Source organism: Alcaligenes ammonioxydans (assembly GCF_019343455.1).
GTDB lineage: Bacteria > Pseudomonadota > Gammaproteobacteria > Burkholderiales > Burkholderiaceae_B > Alcaligenes > Alcaligenes ammonioxydans.
On record NZ_CP049362.1, the window covers coordinates 1,539,415 to 1,560,823 of the forward strand.

The 21,409-nt window shown below is 55.7% G+C and carries 18 protein-coding genes, 1 tRNA gene and 1 pseudogene; 10 read left to right on the forward strand and 10 right to left on the reverse strand.

All coding sequences use genetic code 11. From position 1 onward, the window contains the following. Positions 1–24: 24 nt before the first annotated feature. Entirely contained in the window at positions 25–336 is a 312-nt protein-coding gene (gene sorU, locus FE795_RS06970; RefSeq protein WP_003801444.1) for a SorU family sulfite dehydrogenase c-type cytochrome subunit, read from the forward strand. Between the two features lie 36 nt (positions 337–372). Here the strand turns inward: sorU and FE795_RS06975 are convergent, their stop codons facing one another. The 6 genes from FE795_RS06975 to dapD all read right to left on the reverse strand — a co-directional run bounded on the left by FE795_RS06975 (position 373) and on the right by dapD (position 7,818). After that, positions 373–2,319: an alkaline phosphatase D family protein gene (locus tag FE795_RS06975; RefSeq protein WP_230406286.1), complete on the reverse strand. Its 1,947-nt coding sequence runs from the start codon at positions 2,317–2,319 to the stop codon at positions 373–375. A 198-nt stretch (positions 2,320–2,517) separates the two neighbouring features. After that, on the reverse strand, positions 2,518–2,904 hold the full coding sequence (locus tag FE795_RS06980) for a hypothetical protein (RefSeq protein ID WP_219235940.1): 387 nt from the start codon (positions 2,902–2,904) through the stop codon (positions 2,518–2,520). 114 nt (positions 2,905–3,018) lie between these two features. After that, positions 3,019–4,947 (reverse strand): ABC-F family ATP-binding cassette domain-containing protein, encoded by a 1,929-nt coding sequence (locus FE795_RS06985; RefSeq protein ID WP_003801439.1) that lies wholly within the window; start codon positions 4,945–4,947, stop codon positions 3,019–3,021. Then, positions 4,944–5,867: a 50S ribosomal protein L3 N(5)-glutamine methyltransferase gene (gene prmB, locus FE795_RS06990; protein ID WP_003801437.1), complete on the reverse strand. Its 924-nt coding sequence runs from the start codon at positions 5,865–5,867 to the stop codon at positions 4,944–4,946. The genes FE795_RS06985 and prmB overlap by 4 nt, the downstream gene beginning before the upstream one ends. Next, on the reverse strand, positions 5,861–6,997 hold the full coding sequence (dapE, locus tag FE795_RS06995; protein ID WP_003801435.1) for a succinyl-diaminopimelate desuccinylase: 1,137 nt from the start codon (positions 6,995–6,997) through the stop codon (positions 5,861–5,863). Before dapE ends, prmB begins: the two co-directional genes overlap by 7 nt. Before the next feature lie 2 nt (positions 6,998–6,999). Beyond that, positions 7,000–7,818, reverse strand: a complete 819-nt coding sequence (gene dapD, locus FE795_RS07000) for a 2,3,4,5-tetrahydropyridine-2,6-dicarboxylate N-succinyltransferase (RefSeq protein ID WP_003801431.1) — start codon at positions 7,816–7,818, stop codon at positions 7,000–7,002. A gap of 863 nt (positions 7,819–8,681) precedes the next feature. Here dapD and FE795_RS07005 point away from each other — a divergent pair. Beyond that, positions 8,682–9,587: a hypothetical protein gene (locus FE795_RS07005; protein ID WP_003801428.1), complete on the forward strand. Its 906-nt coding sequence runs from the start codon at positions 8,682–8,684 to the stop codon at positions 9,585–9,587. A 91-nt stretch (positions 9,588–9,678) separates the two neighbouring features. On the opposite strand, the pseudogene FE795_RS17245 reads toward FE795_RS07005, so the two are convergent. After that, positions 9,679–10,002, reverse strand: a pseudogene (locus FE795_RS17245) (transposase); the annotation flags it as partial. Positions 10,003–10,208: 206 nt separating this feature from the next. On the opposite strand from FE795_RS17245, the gene FE795_RS07015 reads away from it, so the two are divergent. Next, positions 10,209–11,975: an SLC13 family permease gene (locus FE795_RS07015; protein WP_003801424.1), complete on the forward strand. Its 1,767-nt coding sequence runs from the start codon at positions 10,209–10,211 to the stop codon at positions 11,973–11,975. Between the two features lie 200 nt (positions 11,976–12,175). On the opposite strand, the gene FE795_RS07020 is transcribed toward FE795_RS07015, so the two are convergent. Beyond that, positions 12,176–12,601, reverse strand: a complete 426-nt coding sequence (locus tag FE795_RS07020; protein WP_003801422.1) for a DUF202 domain-containing protein — start codon at positions 12,599–12,601, stop codon at positions 12,176–12,178. A 256-nt stretch (positions 12,602–12,857) separates the two neighbouring features. Here FE795_RS07020 and FE795_RS07025 point away from each other — a divergent pair, with 256 nt between their 5' ends. Then, the gene (locus tag FE795_RS07025) at positions 12,858–13,256 is read left to right on the forward strand and encodes a DUF1090 domain-containing protein (protein ID WP_219235942.1); all 399 of its coding nucleotides are present in this window, start codon (positions 12,858–12,860) and stop codon (positions 13,254–13,256) included. A 202-nt stretch (positions 13,257–13,458) separates the two neighbouring features. Then, positions 13,459–14,367 (forward strand): DNA/RNA non-specific endonuclease, encoded by a 909-nt coding sequence (locus FE795_RS07030; protein WP_003801417.1) that lies wholly within the window; start codon positions 13,459–13,461, stop codon positions 14,365–14,367. Between the two features lie 33 nt (positions 14,368–14,400). On the opposite strand, the gene FE795_RS07035 is transcribed toward FE795_RS07030, so the two are convergent. After that, positions 14,401–14,826 (reverse strand): hypothetical protein, encoded by a 426-nt coding sequence (locus FE795_RS07035; protein ID WP_219235944.1) that lies wholly within the window; start codon positions 14,824–14,826, stop codon positions 14,401–14,403. Between the two features lie 132 nt (positions 14,827–14,958). On the opposite strand from FE795_RS07035, the gene FE795_RS07040 reads away from it, so the two are divergent. The 5 genes from FE795_RS07040 to FE795_RS07060 all read left to right on the forward strand — a co-directional run bounded on the left by FE795_RS07040 (position 14,959) and on the right by FE795_RS07060 (position 19,934). Further along, complete coding sequence (locus tag FE795_RS07040; protein ID WP_003801413.1) at positions 14,959–15,201, forward strand: hypothetical protein; 243 nt, start codon at positions 14,959–14,961, stop codon at positions 15,199–15,201. Between the two features lie 42 nt (positions 15,202–15,243). Further along, complete coding sequence (locus FE795_RS07045; RefSeq protein ID WP_219235946.1) at positions 15,244–16,209, forward strand: bile acid:sodium symporter; 966 nt, start codon at positions 15,244–15,246, stop codon at positions 16,207–16,209. Positions 16,210–16,376: 167 nt separating this feature from the next. Further along, positions 16,377–16,913, forward strand: coding sequence for an AmiS/UreI family transporter (locus FE795_RS07050; protein ID WP_219235947.1), 537 nt, complete (start codon positions 16,377–16,379; stop codon positions 16,911–16,913). 1,693 nt (positions 16,914–18,606) lie between these two features. Continuing rightward, positions 18,607–19,665 (forward strand): DUF1176 domain-containing protein, encoded by a 1,059-nt coding sequence (locus tag FE795_RS07055; RefSeq protein ID WP_219235948.1) that lies wholly within the window; start codon positions 18,607–18,609, stop codon positions 19,663–19,665. A 184-nt stretch (positions 19,666–19,849) separates the two neighbouring features. After that, positions 19,850–19,934: transfer RNA gene (locus FE795_RS07060), tRNA-Leu, on the forward strand. Positions 19,935–20,132: 198 nt separating this feature from the next. On the opposite strand, the gene FE795_RS07065 is transcribed toward FE795_RS07060, so the two are convergent. After that, positions 20,133–21,344, reverse strand: a complete 1,212-nt coding sequence (locus FE795_RS07065) for a CaiB/BaiF CoA transferase family protein (RefSeq protein ID WP_003801404.1) — start codon at positions 21,342–21,344, stop codon at positions 20,133–20,135. Positions 21,345–21,409 lie beyond the last annotated feature (65 nt).

Sequence of the window (21,409 nt, forward strand, 5' to 3'; positions counted from 1 at the left end):
TCGGGGTGGGTTCGGAAGGAAATCATGAAGAAATACCTCGTTGTTGCTGCTGCCTGTTTGTTTGCTGTTGCAGGTCAGGCCCATGCAGATGAGCAAGGCAAAGTTCTGTTTAGCAGCGGTGCCAAACCTATTGCCTGTGCGGTTTGTCATACCTTGGCCGATGCCGGTTCTGCCGGTGCCATCGGCCCTGATCTGGATGAGTTGCAGCCCTCGAAAGAGCAAATCCTGAAAGTCATGAAAGAGGGTATGGGTGCCATGCCCTCGTTCGCGCAGACCTTGAGCGATGAAGAGCGCGACGCCATCGCGACCTACGTCAGTTCCGTAGCAGGACAGTAAAACCTGCGATTGCCCCTTGGGGCAGATCTGGCCGCCTTACCGTTCAGTCTCCTGTTCAGGAGGCAGAAATTCGGTAGGCGGTTTTTTGTTGGCATTGTGATGGAGTACGCGCGCTGGACGACCTTGATCGTCCAGCCAGATTTGGCCCAGCCCTGACCCATTCCAGACGCGCTCACCATGCTGGCGTTGATCGGGCAGGCGGGGTGTGATGCTCAAGTCACGCCGTTGCGTAAACCAATTCAGCGGCGAGCGGGGCGAGTAAAGCCAACGGTTGAGCCGATCCAGCCAGTTGAGCAAACCTTCCGGAAATTCATTTTTAATGCCGCTGCTGGTGACCTGCCAGATATGCGGGATATGTTTGCTATGGCGCACCTGCACGTCGTAGACAAATGAATAATGCACATCACCGGACAAAATGACGTAATTGCCCGGCGTGCGTGAATGCCGGAAAATATTGAGCATGGTGTTGGCGGCTCCGCGGTGGGCCATCCAGTTTTCCGCATCTACTGTCAGCGCAAAACCGGCGTACGTGCAGATTCTTTGTATGACCTCAATCAGTTTGACGCCAAACATAGGGGTGGGCGAGACAATGACCGCAGCGCGTTCATCCAGCAACTCGTGCTGTAGCTCGGTCAGGGATTCCCAATCCATCAGGCCGGAAGGACGGCTGGGCAAGCGGCGGTTGTGCCAGCGGCGTGTACGGGTGTCCAGTACGATCAGCGTAGGCTGAGTGCGCAGCACATAGTCCCATTGACGGAAATCCAGCAGCTCTTTGATCAGGGCGTCCTGGGTCGCATGGTCCAGGCGATGATGCTCGTCTGGTGAACGTGTCCAGGCGTTGACGGTGTTCAGAACGGGCTCAAAGACATCAGGACGGTTGCCCCAGGCCTGACACAACATATACGCCACCAGCGCATTGCCCACGATCTGACGAGAAAAAGGGTGGCCGTAGGCCGTGCTTTCCCATTTGGCCGACAGGTTCCAGTCATCGGTAATGTCGTGGTCATCAAAAATCATCAGTGTCTGTACATGCGCCAGCAAGCGTGCCGCTTGGGGCAGGTCCTGACGAAAACCTTCTAAGGCAAGCGATTCACGTTGCCAGCGCTGCTGGTGCTCAGCGGAGAGCTCTGGCGGAGTGGGCTCGCCAATGATTTGCCAGGCAGTGGGGGACCAGACCAGCAAGTACATGGCCAGGACTTCGGCCAATGTCACCAGGTGATTGTGTGCATTGGCGGTAGTGAAAATGGGTTTTTCCACACCGCCGAAGAAGCGCTCGCGCAAATCTTCATTGGACTTGAAGGCAGGCAGCAGATCAGCCCGCCGATAATAGCTGGCAGGGTGGCGGTAAAGAGATTCGCTGTCGGACACGACCGCGCCTTCCAGATATTCCCCGAACAATCCCAAGCGTTCAATCAGTGCATGGATGGCTGCCAGCATTGGGCCTGCCACATCGTCGGCATAGATCTGATCGCCAGCCAGCATCAGTAAAGCGGGCCGCATATCGGCGTGGCTGATATGTTCGCTCAAGACCCGGTCGGCTTGTGCTAAGCCGTCGCGGGACGCGTGATGCGGCTTGCGGCAAGAGCCAAACATCAGATTGTCAGCGCGGCTGGACAGCACCAGGCTGGGTCGGGTTTGGCCTTGATGCAGCAGGTGAGGGGCCCAATCTGCGATGGTTTGCTCCGTTTCACACGCTGAGTGCAGAATCAGGTCGTAGAAAACAAGCGTATCCAGGGGCAGCGGGTCGGCAAGCTGCACATCAATGAAGTGGATAAAGGCGTGCTTGCCAATGGGCACGATACGGCATTGCCCGGCATCCAGTGCAATGCGATGGGCATGGGCGCCTTGCGGTTCCAGAAGCAGTTCCAGCGACAGGGCTGAGCTGCCAACCAGCCACAAATTCAGACGTTGCGCATCGAGACGACGCAAAATAGGGCCGGCCAGCACGGGCGGCAAGTTCGAGGAGGAATGGGAGAGATTCAAACGGGTTACAGCCAGAATCAGAAAGGACAATGGACAGCATTATGCGCATAAAGTTGCACGTTGGGCGGTGTCATTGTGTGCGGGGGGCGAGGATCGGGTGCGGATGTAGGCTTTTGAGCACAGAGATGCAGATGGCGGACACCATCTGCCTGATGGGCTGTTGTGGGCAGGATGAGTAGGGTTTGGCGGCGCGGCGGTTTAGCTGTTTTCCAGGGCGGGAGTGGCCTGCAAATAAGCGGTGACTTGCGAATCGAGCTCATCCTCATGTACGACACGAACAGGAAAACCCAGTTTCTTGCTCAGCGGGGCGACGAATGCATTCAGGGAAAAGGCCATCAAGGCATTGTTCACGACCACCAGGCTGGCCGCGCAGCACAGGCGTAGACGATCGCGATTGTCTTTGATCCATTGAGAAAATGCTTCTGCGTCATTGTCAGGTCCGTCTGACGCAGCTCCCGGAAGCTCGCGTGTCAGCAGCACAAAGCGCTGACCCTGTTCCAGCAAGGCTTCCAGTTGCTCTTTCCAGTTGGAAGGAGAGTCGTTCGAGATCCAGATACGGGGAAAATCCTGTGTTGCAAGGTGCATGGTCAAGTTCTGATGTGGTCGGTTGAGGGCATAAAGGTACGTGGTGGGGCGTGCTGGCTCTGTTTGCGTCGCCAGCAATGTCGCAGGGGCAAAGCCCTTATCGATCAGGTCGATTCAAGCCTGCCGCCCGATTTCCTCCAGGGCTTCCTGAATCTCCAGCCATTCTTCTTCCAGGGCTTGGTGCGTTTTGCTCAGCTCGCCATGCTCGCTCATCAGGGCGGGGCGTTGATCCTTGTAGCTGTCTGAATAGAAGTCCGGGTCCTGCATCAAGGTATCCAGCTCGTGCAGACGTTGCTGGGTTTTTTCCATTCCGGCTTCCACTTTTTTCAAGCGGCTTTCCAAGGGTTTGCGTTGCTGTGCCTGGCGTTGGCGTAATTCCGCTTCCTGCCTGCGTTGGGTCTTGCGGTCGGTGCCCTCATTGCCGTTATCGTTCGCTCGTGCTTCTTGACGCGCTTCCGAACGTGATTGCGCACTGCGGGCCAGTAGCCAGTCGCGGTAGTCTTCCAGGTCGCCATCAAACTCCTGAACCTGGCCATCGGCCACGATCCAGAAAGAATCAACGGTAGAACGCAACAAATGGCGATCGTGCGATACCAGCAGCACGCTGCCACCGTAATCAGCCAAGGCCGTCGCCAGGGCTTCACGGGTATCCACATCCAAGTGGTTGGTGGGCTCGTCCAGCAGAAGCAGGTTAGGTTTTTGCCAAACAATCAGGGACAGGGCCAGACGCGCCTTTTCACCACCCGAAAAGGGGGCGGTCAGGCTGGTGACCATATCACCGCTAAAGCCGAAGGAGCCGAGGTAGTTGCGCAGCTCCTGCTCGCGCACATCTGGTGCCAGCCGCGCCAGATGCTGCAAGGGAGTCGAGTCGGGATCAATGGAATCGAGCTGGTGCTGGGCAAAGTAACCAATCACGAGCCCCTTGGATTCCAGGCGTTCGCCTGTGACGGGAGCCAGCTTGCCGGCCAGGGTTTTGACCAGCGTGGACTTGCCCGCACCGTTCATCCCCAAAATACCCACCCGGGCGCCGCCCCGCACCATCAGACGTACCTGGCTCAAAATAGGCTTGTCTTGTCCAGGGTAGCCCAGGTCGGCCCGATCCAGCGTCAGCAGTGGGTCAGGGGTGTACTCCGGTGAGGGCAGGCGAATCGATACGCTGGAGTCGTCACGCAAGGGTGTCAAGGTTTGCATGCGTGCCAGGGCCTTGACCCGGCTTTGCGCCTGCTTGGCCTTGGTGGCCTGAGCCTTGAAGCGGTCAATAAAGCTTTGCAGACGGGCGGCTTCACGAGTCTGGCGTTCGTACGCAATCTGACTTTGCTGTACGCGTTCGGCGCGTTGCATCAGAAAGTCGTTATAGCCACCCTTGTAGCGAACCAGTTTGCCTTGGTCTACGTGCAGAATCGAACGAGCCACTGCATCCAGAAATTCGGTGTCATGCGAAATCAGCAAGACAGTGCCGGGATAAGAACCCAACCAGCGCTCCAGCCAGAGCATGGCGTCCAGATCCAGGTGGTTGGTGGGCTCGTCGAGCAAGAGCAGGTCCGAGGGGGCCATCAATGCGCGTGCCAGTGACAAGCGCATTTGCCAGCCGCCGGAGAACTCGCGTACCGGCAGCATCCACTGATCGGGACGGAAACCCAGCCCTGCCAGCAGTTGCTCGGCACGCGAGGGAGCCGACCAGGCATCGGCCTCGATCAGCGCATTTTCCAGCTCAGCAATGGTCTGGCCGTCGCTGTCAGGGGTATTGGCACGCTGTTCCTGCAAGGCTCGCAGACGTTCGTCACCATCGATAACGAATTCGCGGGCGGGGCGGTCACGGTCCGGGATGGTCTGGCGCACACTGGCCACTTCCCAGACCTCAGGAATGCTCAGGTCGCCCCCGTCCAGGTCCAGCTCGCCTTGCAGCAAAGCGAACAGCGAGGACTTGCCTGCGCCGTTCTTGCCCACGATACCCAGACGCTCGCCTGGGTTAACGATGAAATCGGTATTGTCCAGCAGGACTTTGACGCCGCGACGCAGCGTAATTCCAGTAGCGCGTATCACGGGGCCAACTGCTCCCGGCTTAACAGGAGAATCTGGTCTTCAGCGGTTTCCGTGCTTAGCCAGATCGGTTCCAGCTCCGGGAAGGCGGCAACAAAGTTGTCATACTCATTGCCAATTTCCAATACCAGCACGCCTTCGGGGGAGAGGTAATTGGGCGCGGCTTCCAGAATGCGCCGCACCAGATCCATGCCGTCATCGCCTCCCGCCAGGGCCAGTTGAGGCTCGTGACGGTATTCCTGCGGCAGGTTCTGCATGGACTGCTCATTCACATACGGCGGATTGCAAATGATCAGGTCATAGGCGGTTTGCGGCACCTGGTCGAGCAGATCGCTCTTGAACAGGCTCATGCGATCGTTCAGACCGAAGGCATCAATATTTGACTGGGCCACTTCCAGCGCGGCGTCGGACAGATCGACGGCATCGACCTGCGCCTGGGGGAATGCCAGTGCCGTCAAGATAGCCAAGCAACCCGAACCGGTACATAAATCCAAGGCGCTGTAGATGGCATCGGGGTCGGCAATCCAGGGCTGGAGCTGCTCGGCCAGCAACTCGGCTATCGGAGAGCGCGGTACGATGGTGTCGGGCGTGACACGGAAGCGATGACCTTGCAGCCAGGCCTCACCCGTCAAGTAGGCTGCGGGAACACGCTCATTGCAGCGACGGGCGATCAGGGCCAGATAGGCAGCGCGCTCGGACTCCAGAACAATGGCATCCAGATAGGGGTCCAGCGTGTCCAGCGGCAGGTGCAAGGTATGCAGCAGCAGATAGGCAGCCTCGTCCCAGGCATTGTCACTGCCGTGGCCGAAGGCCAGTTCACAGCGGTTGAATTGGCTCACGGACCAGCGCAACAAGTCGCGCACGGTGCGCAGCTCCTGCTGGGCGTGGAGCAGGGAGGAATGATCGATGCAAGGGCTTAACAAAGCAGGGATTCCAATGTACGGCGATAAATGTTTTTAAGAGGCTCAAGATCAGCAATGGCAACATGCTCGTTGATTTGATGAATGCTGGCGTTGAGCGGGCCAAATTCGACCACTTGAGGGCAGATTTTAGCGATAAAGCGACCATCTGAGGTGCCACCGGTGGTGGACAGATCCGTTTCCAGACCGGTTTCAGCTTCAATGGCCTTGGCCAGGGCCTGGCTCAGAGGGCCGGCCTCTGTCAGGAAAGGCTCGCCGCCCAAGGTCCAGGTGAGCTGGAAATCCACGCCGTGACGGCGCAAGATGGACTCCACTTCCGCCTGTAGACCGGCAGGAGTCTGCTCAGTAGAAAAGCGAAAATTGAAGTGGACATCCAACTGGCCGGGAATCACATTGCTGGCGCCAGTTCCGGCGTGGATGTTGGAGATCTGGAAGCTGGTGGGGGGGAAATCGATATTGCCAGCGTCCCACATGCGATCGGTCAGTTCATGCAGTGCAGGAGCGAACACATGCAGCGGGTTGATGGCCAATTGCGGGTAGGCCACATGGCCTTGGCGGCCCTTGACGATCAGGTGGCCTGACAGCGAGCCGCGACGGCCATTTTTGATGGTGTCGCCCAGTTGGCGCGAGCAGGTGGGTTCGCCCACAATGCAGTAGTCCAGCTGTTCGTCGCGCTCTTGGAGAACACGGCAAACATGTACGGTGCCATCGATAGCCGGACCTTCTTCATCCGAGGTCAGCAGCAATGCGATCGAGCCTTTGTGTGCAGGATGGGCGGTGGTGAACTCCTCGACGGCATGAAGGAAGGCCGCAATTGAGGCCTTCATGTCTGCGGCACCGCGGCCATACAGCTGACCATCGCGCACGGTAGGCTCGAAGGGGGGCGAATCCCAGGCCGCTTCCGGCCCGGTAGGCACCACATCTGTGTGGCCTGCAAAAACAAACAGGGGGGCCTGGGTGCCACGGCGGGCCCACAGGTTCGAGACCGGGCCGCTGGGCAAATGTTCCAGCTTAAAGCCAGCTTGCTCCAGGCGGGCACCCAGCCATTGTTGACAGTGTGCGTCCTCGGGGGTGACTGAGGGACGGGCAATCAAGGCTTTAAGGGTATCAAGTACAGAATTGTCAGTGCTCATGTTCAGGCGCGAAGTAAATCGTTAATACTGGTTTTGGCGCGGGTACGGGCATCCACACGCTTGACGATGATGGCGCAGGCCAGGCTGTACAGGCCATCGGGCGAGGGCAGCGAACCCGGCACGACGACCGAGCCGGCAGGCACGCGGCCTTGATAAATTTTGCCCGTTTCGCGCTCGTAGATCTTGGTGCTTTGCGACAGGAATACGCCCATGGCCAGCACCGAATTTTCTTCTACGATTACGCCTTCCACCACTTCAGAGCGGGCGCCGATAAAGCAGTTGTCCTCGATAATGGTGGGATTGGCCTGCAAAGGTTCCAGGACTCCGCCAATCCCTACGCCCCCTGACAGATGGACATGCTTGCCAATCTGGGCGCAGGAGCCGACGGTGGCCCAGGTATCGACCATGGTCCCTTCCCCGACATAGGCGCCGATATTCACGAAAGAGGGCATCAGCACTACGTCGGGGGCGATATAGGCACCTTGGCGTACGACGGCGCCGGGGACGGCGCGAAAACCGGCTTGGGCAAAGGCGGCCTGGTCATGTTGCTCAAACTTCAAAGGCACCTTGTCATAGAAGGGAGCGGGCTCGCCAGCCATGACGCGGTTTTCCTTGATTCTGAAAGACAGGAGAATTGCTTTCTTGACCCAGTCATTGACCTGCCATTGTCCGTCAATCTTTTCCGCCACGCGCAGGGAACCGTAATCCAGCTTTTCAATCACGGTATGGATGGCCGTGCGCAGTTCAATGCTGTGTTCTTGGGGGGAGAGGGAAGCTCGCTGTTCCCACGCCGATTCGATCAGACTTTGGAGGTCGCTCATAGGCTAGGCTCTGTGTGAATTCAGGCCGTCATTGGCAGTATCGGGATACAGAAGGCGCATGATGCGCGGCTTACCACCGCAGCGGCCGAGCTTGAATGGAGGCAACAGGATAACCGAGTCTGCCCCATCCAGGTACGGTTTTATGGCTTTCTGTAGTGCTTTTGAGGGTCTGATGCGGCCGTTCTGGGCTCTGGCTGGAGTCGTGTGCGCGTTGCCGGGCTTGGTGGATAAGAAAAAGCTTGAACCTGATGGCAGGTTTACCGGGAGGAGTGCAGACATTCTTCTGAGATTATTTTTTGAGTTTTTTCATTCTTGTTTTCCGATAATTTTTTATTGACTCGCCATTTTCGCTTATTTCAGTTATTTCATTGGTGCTGGTGGGGGTTATTTATCTATGCTGTGTGCGTAAATAAATATTTCCAAAGACTAAAAAATAAGTATGAAAAGCGGAGTTGGTATTAGCCACCCATCAAGAGTTTTTCACGAAGCACAAGGATGTCGCCTGATAGTTGAGCTTACCGGATATCCGATCTTGCTCTGTGTGGCACGTCAAAAAAGGCTTGCAAGCTTTTTGCAAAAGGGACATGTCAGGGTTTTACAGAGCAATGACCTTGCGTTCCCCGTGCAAATCGAATTGGTTTCGTTTTTTACATTTTATAAGATGTAGGGGTTTTTTATCTGCCTAGAATGACGACGAAGACAGTGTTGTTAATAGCATTTTGCTTTTAATGTCTCATTCGAATGGAGGGGTTATGAGATCAATTCTTTTATGGCTCTTGGGTGTACCTATCCCTATCATCATTTTGTTGGCTTTGTTCTGGCACTGAGGTGCTTGCGATCACAATCCGGAATAAGGAATCATCATGGCTACAACGCAATTTGGTTCAGATGCAGGTTTGGGTACGCACGCCGTAGCGGAGTCCTCGCATTCAGCGGTATCGTGGGGCGCCGTCATTGGAGGGGCCGTCATCGCCGCTGCCATGACCGTGACCTTGCTGGTGGGCGGGACGGGTCTGGGATTCATGGCGATCTCTCCTTGGAACAATGATGGGGCCTCGGGCACCACGATCGCTATCGGCACAATTGTCTGGTTGTTCCTTACACAGATCATTGCTTACGGGATGGCGGGCTATATAACCGGTCGCCTGCGCACCAATTGGACGGGTGTGCATGGTGACGAAGTCCATTTTCGCGATACGGCACACGGTTTCCTGGTCTGGGCTGTCAGTGCCGTCGTCAGTGTGTTTCTGCTGGGTTCTGGGGTGGCATCGCTGGTGTCGGGCACCGCTCAAGCCGGCGCCAATCTGGCCGGGGCTGGGGTAGGCGCTGCCTCGGCGGTGGTGGGGCAGGCGGGTAAGGATCAGATGCAGGGGCCTGGCCTGGGTTACTTTGCCGATAGCTTGCTGCGTCCTGCTGATCCGGCTAATGCACCGGCGCAAACGGCCAATCCAGAGCGTGAGGTCAGTCGTATTCTGGCTCGCAGCCTGGCCGAAGGTCAGGTGTCTCAGCAGGATCAGGACTATTTGCTGAAGCTGATTGCCAATCGTAGTGGTTTGACGCCCGAGCAGGCCAAAGAGCGTCTGGATTCGGTGCAGCAGCAAGCCAAGGAGGCGGCCGAAAAGCTGGAACAACAGGCGCGTGAAGCGGCAGATGCTGCTCGCAAGGCCGCTGCCGCCTTTGCCTTATGGGCCTTTGCCTCGTTGCTGGTCGGTGCGTTTGTGGCGAGCCTGGCCGCAACCATAGGAGGACGGGCGCGTCTGAAGCTCTAAACCGGGTGGTCGGGACGGCGCGCGAGCTCCGTTCCCGTATTCATCCATACAAGGCCCCCGACTCCTGAGCGACCGGGGGCTTTTTTTTGGATCATTGAGCATTACCGGGGAAAGCGGCGCGGATGTTGAGGAAGAAGAACTCATGGACTCGGTAAGCGTAGGCACGCCGCTTAATGAGCTTGATGGTGTTGTTGAAGCCCTCAACGATACTGGTGTTGAGGCGATGTCGGCATGCGGCCAGAATGCCATGCAGATAGCCTTTCGGGCACTGGGCGAAGGTGTTTAAGAGGGTTATTTAACTGTGCTCGGCCTGCTCGCAACAATGATGCCAAGTTTGTTTTGCCCAGGCAGATCTTCGGTAGAACCAGAGTCGCTTGAGTTCGTCCAGCAGGACATAGACCCTCAGCAGACCCCTGCATCGGCGCACACTGTTATTCAATGGTGCCGCCTACCGCTTAGCGATGCTCTCGCTATATGACTTGCCCAGGAAAGCCTCGTTCTACATTGATTCCTTTGCTGCGCGAACTTGTGTTTTTTTGTTCCGTAAGGCTATATGCAGCGCTTGGGACGCTGGATTTTTACCTATACTGAGCAACACAGAATAAACAGGAGTAGGGCAGCATGACAACAGAGATTGCAGTGGTCTTGGGTCTGGCTTTAATAGCGATTGTCTTGTTTGCTACCGAAAAACTCAGAATAGATGCCATTGCCTTGTTGGTGTTAAGCACCTTGGCAGTGCTGGGCCTGGTGACTCCTGAACAGGCGGTGGGTGGGTTTAGCAATCCGGCCACCGTAACGGTGGCTGCCATGTTTGTGCTGGCAGCGGGCCTGCAAAATAGCGGAGCACTCTCGGGAATTGGAGATTTGCTCAGCAAGGCCCGCTCACCGTTCCAGTTTTTACTGGTGTTGTTTCTCGTTCTGGCTGTGATTGCCCCGTTCGTCAATAACACCGCGGTGGTGGCGGTGTTCATTCCCATCGTGATGGCTGCCAGTGTGCGTATCGGGATGTCGGCTTCCAAAGCGCTGATTCCCTTGTCTTATGTGTCGCAAATGGCGGGGGTCTGCACCTTGGTCGGTACGTCCACCAACCTGCTGGTCAATGCCATTGCCCGTGATCTGGGTCATCCCGGCTTTACCATGTTTGAGTTCACCGCCCTTGGTGTGATCTGCATGGTGGTAGGCTGTATTTACTTGCTGACAATAGGACGCTGGTTATTGCCTGACACGCGCGCGGGTGAGCTGGTCGAGCAATATGAATTGGGCAAGTACATTACCGAGCTGCGCGTGATGCCCGACTCGTCTTTGATCGGGCAGTCTGTGGGGGACGCCAAACTGGGCGAGCAGTACGGGGTATTCGTGTTGGAGCTGTTACGAGGCGATACCAAAGTGTGGGGGCCGCGCGAACAGAAGATTGAGGCGGATGATGTGCTCTTGGCGCGCGGTGACTGGACCAAACTCGACGAGTTGCGCAAAGAGGCGGGACTGGAAGTGGACCCGCAATTCAAGCTGGAGCAGCAGTCGTTTGAGCAGGTGGACCAGGTGTTGACTGAAGTCATGATCGCTCCCCGTTCACGAATCAGCGGGCGCACCTTGGGTAGTCTGGGACCGGGCTGGCACAAGAATGCGACGGTGCTGGGCATACATCGTCGTGGTCAGGTGTTGCGTGAGCAGTTGCGGGCGGTACGTTTGCAGGTGGGCGACATTTTGTTGATGTTGACCCCCGCGGCTGAAAAAGCGGACTTGCGTTCGGACAACAACATTATTGTGCTGTCTGAACGGGAGGCGGAAAAGGAGATGGGCTGGCGCGCTCCCTTCGCGCTGTTCACCATGGCTTTGGTGATTGCAATTCCCGCCCTAGGCTGGGTACCTATCAGCATTACTTCCTTGGTGGGGGCGGTGGCCATGACCCTGGCGGGCTGCCTGAAGGCGGATGAGGTGTACGACGCGATTGACTGGCGCATCATCATCCTGATGGCCGGTTTGTTGCCTTTGGGCCTGGCCATGAGTGAGACAGGGGCTGCTCAGTTTCTGGTTGAAAACACGGTGGGTCTGGTCAAGTCATTTGGACCCTTGACCGTGCTGGCGGTGGTGTACATGATGGCGCTGCTGTTGACCGAATTCATGAGCAATGCCGCAGCGGCGGTGTTGCTCACGCCGATTGGCATGTCCACGGCCAAAATGATGGATGTGGACCCTACTCCATTTCTGATTGCCGTCACCTTTGCCGCCTCGACCAGTTTTGCCACGCCCGTGGGGTATCAGACCAATACCATGGTCTATGGCGCCGGGGGTTATCGTTTTGCCGATTTTCTCAAGGTAGGCGTGCCCCTGAATCTGATCTTCTGGGTTCTGGGCGTCGCACTGATTCCTGTTTTCTGGCCTTTTTAAGCGCAAGGCTGGCGACCGCCTCACGAAGGGCCTGGCTCATGTCTTGCTTCCCTTCAAAGAGATGCGCGCTTCAGGTTTGTCAGTTCGCCCGTTGGGCACCTGATTGTATCGAGGCAGAATAGGAGGACCAGCGCCCGGGCATGATAGTGTACCGAGGGGTTTGGGGGCGGGCTTAACCGTAAAAAATGGGATTGCAGGGATTAAATCAGGGAACCGGCGGGCTGCTGATCTCCTGGATTTTTGCGGTGATAGCTCAGTAACAGCACCCATAAGACAGCCAGGCACAAACCGTACGCCATAGCCCCGTAAGAGACGGAGATATCAATGCCACAGACACGGGAGAAGCGGTCGGCTGTATCGCAGATATTTTTAATGGCCAAAATGAACACAACCGTGTTCACGGCCATGGCAAGCCAGGCGGAAAGCGTGCGTTCTGCCCAGATCAGGCTGGCTACGGCCAGCGCTGACAAAGGCATGACGGAGTGAAGCACACTGGTGCGCCAGGCAGAATAAGCCTGGGACGTGTTGAGCCAACTTTCGCTGACGTGCGCAAAGGGAAAGAGTCCGAGCACAATCAGAACAGCGCACAGGAAAAAGATCAGTTTCCTGATGGTAAGGGTGAACACGATAACGGTAGAGATTTGCTTTATGAGGATTTCGAGTGTAACTGATGTGTTTTATGCGCAAAGACAAGTTATGTAAGTTCATTGACACAATTTGCGATAAATTTGTTACTTAAAGATAGCATAAACGCAGGAACATTCGAATTTAATCATGGTTTCATGACAAAACGACGAGAGCGCAGTGCAGGGTGGGGAGATACCCACCCGGAAGACGGTCGTGCCCGTGCGCTGAGCGGATGAAATTGACAGGAGAAAAACGATGAGAATAGCCGCTGCGTGCTTGAGCACCGTACTAAGTGTCATGGCTTTGCCTGTGTGGGCGGATAATCCCGCCTGTCAGTATCGGGCGGCCGAAATTCAGAATCAGATCGACTATGCCCGAGAGCGTGGCAATGTGCATAAGCAGAGCGGCTTGGAGCGCGCCTTGACCCAGGTCCAGCAGCATTGCAAGGATGAAGATCTGCTGCGAGATGCACAGGAAGCGATCCGTGAGCAGCAAGAGGAGATTCAGGAGCGGATGGAGGAAATCGCTCAACAAACGCGCAAGGGAGATACCGACAAGGTTCGGAAGCTCGAGCAGAAACTTGAGCGCGACCGGATCGAGCTGGAGCAGTTACGGGAGGAGTTGAACGAATTGCAGGCGTTGGGCGCGATGTAAAAGAGCGGCGACGCAGGCAAGGAGGGTAGGGGTCAGTGCCCTCTGCAAATAGTCTGCGCCAAGGGGTTCAACGCAGAACACGGGCCCCTTGTGGGGCTACGCGCCGTGTAATGGGAAAGGACTGCTTATAATCACAGCTGTGGTGGGCACAATGTTGTAGGCCGATCACGTATAAAACAAGAGTGGTATGAGCAGAAAGAAGATGGGTCGCGGTATAGGAAAAAGCAGCAGCAGGAAAAAAACAGGGGGAGCGGGTCCGGCTCGTTTTTTGAAATCTGTCCTGGCCGCCGCTCTGACCAGTTTCGGGATTGCCACGGCCTGGCTTCATCCCCAAGGGCTGAACTGGCAAAGTGTGGAGCCCTGGTTGCAGTCGCTGGGCTTGCCTGGCTACACGGCTCAGGACCATGTTCCCGTGCCGGCGTCTGTAGATGGTTATGTTCAGACTTCTTTTGCTCATTGTCCACAGTTCTTTCCCGGCGCCCGACCTGTGGTGCCGATGGCTTACACGCAAAGAGAGCTGTGCTTTAGCTCTTTTGCGATCTTGCATAGCGGTCAAACCAAAACGCCGGTGTTTGTAGCGCAGCGCTTGAATCGACAGCATATTCAGGCGGCCAAAGGCATCAAACGCACCGACCGGTTTTACGCCGAGGCGCGTTTGCCTCGGGCCGAGCGGGCTGAGTTGAATGATTATCGGGGCTCGGGCTATTCACGTGGACATATGGCACCGGCTGGCGACATGGCCTCCGAACAGGGCATGGCTCAAAGCTTTTCGCTGGCCAATATGGTGCCGCAAAATCAGATTCATAACGCGGGACCCTGGAACAAGATCGAAGCTGACACGCGTCAGTATGTCTCTCGTGCGGCAGGTCAAGTCTATGTGTTTACCGGACCTGTTTTTGAGCGTAATGCCAGGACGATCGGGGCCAATCAGGTTGCCGTGCCCAGTCATTTGTTCAAGCTGGTGTACGACGCCACTACAGGGCGCGCCTGGGTACATTGGCAGGCTAACCAAGCCTCTACCCGTGCGGGGCCGCCGATCAGCTATCCAGAGTTCGTGCGCCGTACCGGTTTGCACCTGCTGCCCGATTTAAGCCTCAAAGGGGCGGAGTAAAAACCGTTTTTGGGGTGCCGCCGTCGGGTTGTGCTACTTGTTCAGGACCGCGTGGACCTGATCTTCGGAAAAGTACACGCTGTCACCTTGTTCAAAAACGGTGTAGCTGATGTTCTGCTCACTGACCACGCCCCGGAAATAAGCTTTTGGGGTGGCAGGCGCCTGGGTGATACGAACCGTGATATAGCGTTCGCTGGTGTAGGAAACCAGTTGCACGTGCATGTCCGGTTTCAGATCCAGCGCCCCGGGAAACCGGTCCAGGTCGTCATGGCTGACCACAACCCGGAAAGCCGTGGGTCGGTGAATGACATAAGCCTCCTTGATGCGGTGATGCAAGGTCAGCATCCTGTGCGCCTCTGCGCTGCGTGCCTGATTCGGAGTGCGGACCTGCTGTTCCAGCTCAGCGCTTGGCATGATGTTCAGGACTTGGGCTAAAAGCAGAAATTGTTCGTGAGTCATGAATTGCAAATTGTCAGAAAAAGAGAATCGACGTGCTTTGGAGCCTCGGGGTACAGTGTGCCTATTGTCCGCGATTGGCTTTTGTTTCCATTGGCGGTAAATGCAATAAAGATTTTTTGTGGGGAAAACGCAATGATGGTTCGACGACTAACTCAAAGTGCGGCGGTGTTGGGTTTGGCCGCTTTGCTGGCCGCATGTTCTTCGCCCAAGCCCGGTGCTGGCCCCGTATCAAAACTCTTTAACGAATGTACCTGGGACCGGGAATCCTGCATGTACGAGGGTCGCTACGAAGCGGGCGAGAGTGAGTACGCCGAACGCCAGGCCCGTGATTTGAACCGTCAGTCGGCGGCGCGTTTGCGTCAAAGCCGCCTGTGATTTCTTGGTGGCAGTGAGCGGCCGGCGTTGCACGTCGAGGGTGTGAGCGTGGTGCGAGCGCTATTGGAAAGCAGACAAATTGCCATCTATTTTGGGGTGATGGTGCTTGCTGCCGGTCTTTCCCAGGTCTGGGTGTTGCCGGTCAGTCTAGTGGACTGGATCAATCCGGCGCTGGGCTTCATGCTGTATGTCACCTTTTTGCAGGTGCCCCTTGCCCAGTTGGGCAAGGCGCTGACGCAATGGCGCTTTCTGCTTGTTTTGCTGATTGCCAACTTTGTTCTGATTCCTCTGCTGGTATTTGCCTTGTTGCCTCTGCTGCCCGAGCACGATTTGTTGCGCTTGGGTGTGTTGCTGGTTTTGCTGGCTCCGTGTGTCGACTATGTGGTGACCTTTGCCCATATGGGCCGGGCTGATGCACGTGCACTCTTGGCCGCTACCCCGATATTACTGGCTCTGCAAATGCTGTTGTTGCCTGCCTACCTGCGTTTGGCCTTGGGAGAGCAGTTGGCGTTGTCTATTCAGGCCAGACCCTTTCTGAACGCCTTCGGCTTTCTGATTCTGATGCCGCTGCTACTGGCGGCTGCCACTCAGTATCTCGCTGCCAAACGTGCGGTTTGGGCGAAGATCCATCTTGGTTTGGGTTTGGCGCCTGTGCCTGCCACCGCTGCGGTGCTTTTTATGGTGGTGGCCGCTGTTTGGCCGCAATTGGAACCCGCACTGGACGTGATAGGGCGCATCATACCGGTTTACCTATTATTTGCGGTTCTGGCCCCGATGATTGGCTGGGCGGCGGCGCGGCTGGCGGATCTGGCAGCTCCCATGCGGCGTGCCGTTGCATTTAGCACTGCCACGCGTAATTCGCTGGTTGTCCTGCCGTTGGTTCTCGCGATTCCCGGCGCCATGCCTTTGCTGCCAGCCATCATTTTGGCCCAAACCTTGGTGGAGTTACTGGCACAGCTGGTCTATGTGCGTATGGCAACTCGACGCCAAGAAGGTACGCAGGCTTGAGCAGGCCTGTGAGCCCTGCACAGTTCTTTCTTATAGCGCTTATAAAAAACCCCACATGGTGATGCGCTAGCTACGCTCTATGATCTGCTCCGCCTCCGTGCCGAGTGCAATCTTTTGTGGCGTGCCTGTTCTGTGCTCGCCTATTTACTACTTGGGAAAACTTCAACATGCTAGTTGCCGCTTTTCTGGCGTTTGCAGGCCTGTGCCTGTTCGTGAATGGTGTTCGTCTCTACTACTCTGAAGGCCACCACACGGAAAGACTGGTGAGCGCCAAAGATGCCGCCATCGTTAATTTGTTCACCGCTGTACTGGGATTTATCTGTATGTCCCACATCCTGAATCCCGCCAACAGCGCTGCCTATTCCCCTTTGTCAGCTGTCTATCTGGGCCTGTTTGCCTTGACTTACTTCTGGGTGGGGGTGAATGCCTTCACAGGCAGTGATGGTCGGGCCCTGGGATGGTACTCCTTGCTGGTGGCGTGTATAGCTGTTCCGGCTGCATTGACTAATTTGCGCGTGGCCGAGCAGGTTTTTGACTACTGGCAGGTAGTGAGCTGGCTGTCCTGGGCTGTGCTCTGGTTCATGTTCTTCTTGCTGCTGGTTCTGAACAAGCCTATTGCCAGGCTGACTGGCCTGGTATCTGCGGTGCAAGGGGTACTAACGGCCCTGTTGCCGGCGTTGCTGTATTTTTGGGGTGTGATTTAGGCTCCAGGCTGGAGGGAAAAGAGAGCCCCTCCAGTTCGGGCTGCAAACCCAAGACCGCTATGGCGGTCTTTTTTTATAGGATCGCTTGATACGGGGGGCGCAGTGTGCTTGCGTGTTTTCATTGAGTAAGCTGTTAAGACGCGGGCCAGCTGAGAGGGTTTTTAAGGAAAAATGAAAAGTAAATTAAGGCGGCTAAATATTTGGTTGTCGGTGGGGAATTAACAAATATATTTCCCTAATTTACATGGGAATTGTTAATGATTTTTTTAATTGATGCTAAAGTGAATGGGTTTGCTAGTAATAAGCCGATGCGGTTATTGATTTTTCACTTTTTTAGTGGAATAGGCATATGGCTTTACGATTTTTGATTGATCCGTGAAGGAGTTTGAATCGTGTACCATGCAGCCGCTTCCAGTCCAGCCCCCCAGCCCAGGCCGGAGCCTAAACCCATGCGTTGGCCTGGTGATTTTCCGGGTAAACATGATAGGCAGGATTAGCTTCTGCTAGATGCAAAAAACCGCTCAAGGAGAGCGGTTTTTTCTTATTTGAAAATTAACCCTGTCAGACCTCTACCCCTGAGAGAACCAGGTGTATGCATATAAAAGCAAAAATCAGTTTTTTTTGAATGAGAAAGAGGCGGCTAAGGTTTACCGGTCTTGGCTAAGAAGAATGGCTGAAAGAGGGCTTGCAGAAAGGCATGATGAGGCTTGCAACGCGTTGGGAACATAGTCTGTTAGCAATTTTGGAAATAGGCTGGCTACCGCTCTTTCTTTTTCAAGCCCTTTATAAGCAAAACCGGCTTATTTATAACATCCAAAAAAAGGTACAACGACGATGAAGAAAAGGAGAGGGATGCTGCCTTTCTTTTTGTTGATTCACGGCGTGGTAATGGAAAAAAAGTGCTGCTGATTTGCTTTAATGCTGAAATAAAAGACGGCGGAGTTTTTGTGCTTTATGTCAAGAAAGAAGCGGAATGAAGATGGTACTTGCAATCAAGGGATAGAGGTTTTTCTGGTGATCGATTTTTAACTCAAAAGTATGGTGGCTGATAGCTTGGGGTGTTTGTTTTTTTGTTGTTTTCTATACGGTAACTAGGTCGCTGTATATCAGTATCTTCGGGAATAGGCGCAGTAGGGGCTGGCTATATATCGTTGCCGACAGTAATCTATGATTTGGTGGCTTTCTATCTGATTCGCTGGATGGGGTTTTTACCTAAGTGCCCCAGGCAGTGGCAAAGCAGGAGTAAATGTCATTTATGGGCGATAGATGCTAGCTGATATGGTATTTCAATAATAGTTTTAATTCTTATTTAGGCGTATAGGAAAACGAGATATGCCAAGCAACCCTCAGCCAAACCCCACCCCTAATCCGGACCCTAAGCCCACCCCGGCTCCGGAGCCCGTTCCCGGCCCTAAACCGATGCGCTGGCCCAGTGACTTCCCGGGAAAGCATGATCGACACTCGTGACCGCTGACGAGTGATTCCAGAAGCAAACTTTCGAGTCTTGTAGCCTTAGGGCCGGCGCTTCGTATTCAACGGTGTTTTCGCCCGTTTCCTCCTTCGCAAGGCATAGGTAGAGCGTTGCGCGCACGGACGACTACCGCACAAATTCGCTAGGTAAATTGTGCCCGCCGTGTGGATAAAATGCCGGTACGTGAATTGAGCTGAAAGAAATTTTTGGGGAGTAGCGGAAATGAGTAGGGCAAAACAAGACGGCAACGTGCTTTTTTCAGTGCGCATGCTGGCAGTGTCCCTCGTGTTGGCGATGAGTAGTGCGGCTGCCAAGGATGTGTCAGTCACCTTTTCTCATAAGGATTGGGATCTGAGCTGTGATAACACCCTGACTTGTCGTGCCGCCGGTTACGCACCTGAGAGTGAGGAGCCAGGTTCAACCGTGCTGTTAACTCGTAAGGCAGGCAGGGGGGAGCCGGTTGTCAACAAGGTGATGCTTGCGCACTATGACGATGCTCAGCAGCAGACAGGTGCGGCGCCAGAACTGTTTATCGCAGGTCGTACTGCAGGCCGATTAAGCTCGGCGGGCGATGAATCATGGCAAATGAGCGAGGATCAGTTCACTCGCTTTCTGGCGGCCTTGAAAAAAGACGATGCTCTGTCTTTCCGCCGGGATGACCGAACCTATTTGTTCTCAGGGGCAGGTTCAAGTGCGGTCTTGCTGAAAATGGATGATGTGCAAGGGCGCGTGAATACGCCAGGGGCGATTTTACGTCAGGGAAAGGCGAGTGAGTCGACGGTGAAGCTCCCCCTTGACGCCCCTCGTATTACTCGTGCCCCGGTTATCGATAAGAACCTTCGTCCCATGAATCAGCAAGAGGACGCCTTGATTCGGCCAGTGCTGTTGCAGGCGCTGGCAGCCGATGCCGAGCAGTCCTGTAGTGATGACAGACTGTCCGAACCTTGGGAAATCGCACGACTTGATCCGCAGTTTTCCCTCGTTGCCGCACCGTGCTGGCTGGCGGCTTATAACGCGGGGGACGCCTATTTTCTTGTCAGTAATACCATGCAGTCGGCTCCCGTGTTGGTGAGTGACAGTGCTACCGGGTACGACAATGGTCTTATCTCCTCTGCGATGAAAGGCCGCGGGTTGGGGGATTGCTGGAGCTATGAAACATCGGTCTGGGATGGCAGCCGCTTTGTAGAAAGTGAACGTGGTGATACGGGGCGTTGTGCCCTGATTCGGGCAGGAGGAGCCTGGGATATCCCGGTCTATGTCAGCGAAGTGGTCGGACCCTAGGGAACAAACCGGCCACGGACGCCGTTTGCAGGGCATCCTTGGGCGTGCCGGCCCAAGGGGCCGGTGCAAGCGCCTATACGGTCACCGAATCAGGGCGCGTTCCAGGCGGGCCCTGATCTTTTTTTGCCAGTTCAGGCACTTGCCTAGGGTGAAAATCCACGATAGAATCTATGTCTTTCGTGTTGCGAACGTGGCGGAATTGGTAGACGCACCAGATTTAGGTTCTGGCGCCGAGAGGTGTGAGAGTTCGAGTCTCTCCGTTCGCACCATCAAACGAAAGCCGTTGTTTTACAAAATCAATTTTAAATACGTCAACGGTTTCGTTTTTTCTTCTTATTGTCTGGCTTTTGACAGACTGCTTTCACGCTTTCCAGCGTCTGGCCCTAGTGCACAGAGTTCATTTGCGGTGGTGGGTCGATTTGCTCGGGAGGCTACCTTCTGCGGCAGCCTATTGCGTATCACCCCATTCAGTGACGTTTAGGACTCTTGGCGATCAGGCCACGTGCCTGCCAATCAGCCTGCTGTTCGGCGCTGATGCCTAGGCTGTTCAAGATGTCTTCCGTGTCCTGGCCCAGATGGGGGGCAGGGCGGTATAGGCCGCCGGGTGTCTCGCTCAGCTTGGGGACGATGCCAGGGACTTTCAACGGTGTGCCATCGGGCAGTTGGCTGTCGAGCAACATGTCACGTGCCTGATAGTGCGGGTCGGCCGCTATGTCGGCAATGTCGTAAACACGACCGGCTGGAACGCCTGCCTGATCCAGAATTTCCAGCACCTTGTCCAGTTCCAGGGCGCTGGCCCAGTGGCCGATGGCCGCATCAATCACACCTGCGCTCCTGGCACGCCCATCGTTATGGGCGTAGTCCGGGTTGTCGGCCATGTCGGCACGGCCAATTGCGACCATCAGGCGTTTGAAGATACTGTCGCCGTTGCCCGCGATCAAGGCATATTTACCATCTTTGCATACATAGGCATTGCTGGGCGTGATGCCCGGCAAGCTGCTGCCGGCTGGTTCACGTATGGCGCCAAACGCAGCGTATTCCGGCAGCAGGCTTTCCATCATGTTGAAAACGGCTTCGTAGAGGGCGACATCGATATACTGGCCGACGCCTCCGTTTTGTTCACGTTGCCGCAGAGCCATCATGATGCCGATGACGCCGTGCAAAGCGGCCAGCGAGTCGCCAATCGACACGCCGACACGCACGGGCGGGCGCCCGGCCTCGCCGCTCAGGTGGCGCAAGCCGCCCATGGCCTCACCGATGACGCCAAAGCCAGGCTTGTCCTTGTAAGGGCCGGTCTGTCCATAACCCGAGACCCGCAACATGATCAGGCCGGGATTGATTGCCTTGAGGTCTTCCCAGCCCAGCCCCCATTCCTCCAGGGCGCCAGGACGAAAATTCTCGATGAGGATGTCGCATTCCTTGACCAGGGCGCGCACCACGTCCTGGCATGCAGCTTGACGAAGGTCCAGAGCCAGCGACTTCTTGTTACGAGATTGCACCTCCCACCAGACCGAGTTACCGTCATGCAGCAAACGCCATTTACGCAAGGGGTCGCCGCCTTTAGGGGATTCGATCTTGATAACGTCCGCGCCAAATTCGCCCAGTATCTTGGCGGCAAAGGGGCCGGCGATCAATTGGCCCAGTTCCAGGACCCGGATGCCGCCTAAAGGGGTGTTCATGTGCATGTCAGTCTTGCGTCGGGAAGGTAAAGTAAGGGATGATAGTCCGGCACGGCTGTATTGTC